The sequence below is a fragment of the Legionella tunisiensis genome (assembly GCF_000308315.1).
Taxonomy (GTDB): Bacteria; Pseudomonadota; Gammaproteobacteria; order Legionellales; family Legionellaceae; genus Tatlockia; species Tatlockia tunisiensis.
In genome coordinates, this window is sequence record NZ_CALJ01000194.1 from 1 (window position 1) to 4047 (window position 4047).

A 4047-nucleotide genomic window follows, 5' to 3' on the forward strand; every position below is an offset into this window, starting at 1 on the left:
TCTGTTTCAGTATGCGGAGCAACATAGTCTGCGCGTAATGCGTTAGAAGAGAAATCAGGTGGTGGCATTTTAGAAAAATCGACTTTTCCATTTAATGTCAGCGGAATATTATCCACAGTAATGAAGAAGCTGGGAATCATATATGCTGGTAGCTGTTCTGAAAGATATTTTTGAATAGTAGCAATGGGAATTTCTTGACAAAGTACCAAATATGCCACAACAAATTTTTGCCCTTTCTGACTCTCAGATACTCTTACAGCACACTGCACAATCGCCTCATGATGGAGTAATATAGTGTAGATTGCTTCCAATTCAACACGAAACCCTCGAAGCTTGATTTGATTATCCTGTCTGCTTAAATAATCAATATCTCCATTGGGTAACCATCTAACCATATCTCCTGTTTTATAGAGTAAACTACGATTTTCTAGATCAAAACAATTAGGGATGAAGCGCATCTCATTAATATCAGGTCGGTTCAAATACCCAAGTCCTACCCCCGCCCCACCGGTATAGAGTTCACCAGGCACCCCAACTGGACATGGTTGCAACTGGCTGTCTAAAATATAAACTGTTGTGTTGGCAATAGGCTTTCCAATGGGAATAGCCTGATAACCTTCCTTTTTGGCTTAATTAAATATGTGGTTGTAAAGGTGGTGTTTTCTGTAGGTCCATACCCATTTAAAATATGTTTGGGAGCCCCTTTTTCACATTGTAGCACTCGCATGATGTGTTCTGAATTTAACACATCTCCTCCTACCAACAAATAGGATAGCATATGAAACATTGAGGGGTTTGCTGCTGCATATTGGTTAAATAAAGCTGAAGTAAGCCATAGAATGGTTATACCATGCTTGGATATAAATCGTCCAAATTGACTAATGTTAATCAGTGTCGTATGAGGAACACCGACTAAAGTTGCTCCATTTAATAAAGCGCCCCAGATTTCAAAGGTCGCAGCATCAAAGCTGATACTTGCTGCCTGAGCAATTCTATCGTTGGAGCGAATGTAAATGTAATTCGTTGTTTTTACTAATCGACTAATCCCTCGATGTGGTATCATCACTCCTTTGGGTTTTCCAGTTGTGCCTGAGGTATAAATTATATAAGCAAGGCTATTAGGTTTAGAGTCTAATAGAGGTAAATTAAAGTCACTTTCGTTTTTAGATTCATTAATCAAATCTTCAAATAAATGTAAGGGAACATTTTGAGTTTCACAACAATTTAGCATTTTAGCTTGCACTGATTTTGAAGCTAAAGCCAGAGTCGAATTACTGTCACTGAGAATAAATTGAATATGGGATGCTGGATAGTTGGTGTCTATAGGAATATAACAAGCTTCTGCTTTTAAAATAGCTAATAGACCAATAACAAGATGAAATTTATCATCAGTGCATATGACTACATAGGTATGTGGCATGACTCCTTTTCTTTTAAGTAGATACGCTAATTGATTGCTTTGAGCATTAAGCGATTGGTAACTAACAGAATGATTTTCATAAATTAATGCAGTATGATTTGGTTTTCTTTGTACCTGTTCCCAAAAAAGTTCGACCACTGTTTTATCTTTCGGGTATAGTGTTTGCGTAGCATTCCAATTTATGAGTATTTGTTCTTTTTCCTCAGCAGAGAGAAGAGGTAATTTGGCAATGGGCATCTTGGGATTTTTAATTATCCCATCAATTAAAATAGACAGATGCCTTATGCTATTTTTAATGACAGTTATTAAATTTTTCTTTGTCTCGCGACTATACCACTTTAACTTAAAGGTATTAGATATAGTAATAATTATGGAAGCGTCAATTGTTTGAATTTGCTCTTCTAGTAGGGATTCATGTCCTATAACCACTGTTATAGGATGATAGGTGCGCAAACCTGAGACTAATGAGGGATAACGGTAATAAATATCATTAGAATAGCTTAAATGCTTATCAAAATTCACTATCTGTTTGAAAAATCGCTCAAGTAGCGCATCCACTGTTAAATCATCTGACATTTGCAGTGAAAAAAGGCAAAACCGTTGAAAAAAGTGGGGCAATTGTTTTAGGCAATTGATGCAATTTAGGGTTAGAAAAACCAACACCAAAATGTTCTTTGTTGCCTAATCGATATAAATAGACCAAAAGAGATGCAAAAAGCAAATTAGGGGGATTATTAGGGTATGCATCGGAGGGAAAAGCAAACATGTGAGCTAAATCTAAAGTCGCAACACATGTTAGCTGTTTATCATTACATTTTGTTGAGATCGCCTGAAACGGGAGTAGAGCGGGATTAAAGTGCTCTTTTTGGTGTACCCAAAATAGTTCGTGGATAGCATACACTTCATAAAAAGACTTGTATTCGTATAAATTTTTCTCCGACTCTGATGCAAGTATCGAACCTTCTTCGATATTATACTGTTGTGCGAGATTACAAAAATCAATGAAGCTTTTATTAGTTAACGGGATGACCTGCTCTAACTGAACCACTTGAGTTTTTGTGGCAATTTGCCAAAAATCAGGTGCAATTTTTATAATTGTTCCAGGTAAGTCAATACTTTGTTTATCCAGAAGTTTCAGTTGGCCAATTATGAAAAAACTGTTACCAATATTAAATTTTGGGAGCCCTAGCCGATTAGAGTGGTGATGACCTAAATCAAGCGCTCTACAAAGTCTGTCGATCTGTTCTCCAGAGTCATTCCAATTAATCCAACCACCATGAAGTGGCTTTTTATAGTAATCAAAATATGTTCTATTTATTAAATTTTGGGCCACTTTGTGAGTGTTCTGATAGGATATTTCATAAGTCAACTCATTAAAAGTATTCACTGCATTTTGGTAACATTTGACACTCAAACTTAGTCCAGTTTCATTGGGATCGATCTCAATAAGGGCTTGTTTTAAAATATCGCCGGCATCTATCTCCTCTACCATTTCATGCCAGGTTACACCATGGAATTTCTCATTATTTAAAATAGCCCATGAGGGAGCATGTAAACCCGCATATTTAGGTAAAGGCGCATTATGGTAATTAATTGCCATGCCTTTCGCTTGCTGCAAAAGTGATAACGGTAAAATAGTTCCATTAATGATGCTAAAGAAATAGTCGAAATTAGTAATAGATAAAAATGGAAAGTGCCTGATTAACTTTTTTAAAATAAGGAATTTTTTTATTTATTGCGTAGTCTTTTGCGGCGGGTAAAGCAGAGATAATCCCCAATATGGTATGTTCATAAGATAGTAAAATATTCGCACATTCTAACAAGAGACGATCATCTCCCGCTAAATAGCAGGTAAATAGCTTCTTTTGCACGGAAGCTCCAGTTTTTATAATTTTAGCTGTATTTTAACTTCTCTGAATGGAAAAACATGGTATGTTAAACTCTGTGGTGCCGTCAACTTAATTTTTTATCGTTCTGAAACTGGTCACGTTACTTTAATTCCGAGCTCAGACGCATCTCGGCATCTGTCATTAAATCGGTAATAACTCCATATGGTAATACCGATTATCTAATGGATGGCGATATCTTTTCGGTCTATGCTGTAACCTCTTTTCACTAGTTAAATAGACTCAAAAGTTAAGTTGACGGTGCCGATAGCTCCCATAGCTCTTGTTATTTAAATTCAGGATCTACAAATTTAGCTGATTCAGTATACAGTAGCCGAGCTCTCGTTTTTTCTTTAACTCGATGAGATACGTAATTATCCATGCCATTGGTGAAAAAACAGGTAGTTTACACCTCAATCACGGAACTATTTTTATGGACATTATATTCTAGTCTTCATTTTTGCAACGTAGTCACAAAAACTGCCCCATTGGATTACAATTTGGAGCAGTTTTTATACACTGTAACATTACATGGCATAAGGTTGAATGAGCTGTTCAACTCCCTTATCCATATCGGACATATTTTGCGGACTGATGTGTTCTTGATTATTATTAACAAGGAACCATCGATGTTGATAGCCTGCAACCAAGGCATAAGGGACAAAAAACGTAACCAGAGCAAGACCAAGATTTTTAAAGATATCGCCCCAACTAGGATTACCCGCTAACTCACTCCGAGAA

5 protein-coding genes are annotated in these 4047 nt (G+C 36.5%); all 5 read right to left on the bottom strand.

The window, feature by feature from the left end; genetic code table 11:
- A partial coding sequence (locus BN58_RS30930) for an AMP-binding enzyme (RefSeq protein WP_156812496.1) occupies window positions 1–551 on the bottom strand: 551 nt, incomplete at its 3' end.
- Between the two features lie 8 nt (window positions 552–559).
- Window positions 560–1996, bottom strand: a complete 1437-nt coding sequence (locus BN58_RS24670) for an AMP-binding protein (RefSeq protein WP_019216983.1) — start codon at window positions 1994–1996, stop codon at window positions 560–562.
- Window positions 1986–3152 carry a formyltransferase family protein gene (locus BN58_RS11640; protein ID WP_332247970.1) on the bottom strand — a complete coding sequence of 389 codons (1167 nt, stop codon included), beginning with the start codon at window positions 3150–3152 and terminating at the stop codon, window positions 1986–1988. The genes BN58_RS24670 and BN58_RS11640 overlap by 11 nt, the downstream gene beginning before the upstream one ends.
- Window positions 3091–3291 (bottom strand): hypothetical protein, encoded by a 201-nt coding sequence (locus BN58_RS11645; protein WP_019216985.1) that lies wholly within the window; start codon window positions 3289–3291, stop codon window positions 3091–3093. Before BN58_RS11645 ends, BN58_RS11640 begins: the two co-directional genes overlap by 62 nt.
- 542 nt (window positions 3292–3833) lie before the next feature.
- Window positions 3834–4047: hypothetical protein (locus BN58_RS31750; protein WP_040916481.1), on the bottom strand; the 214-nt coding region annotated here is incomplete at its 5' end.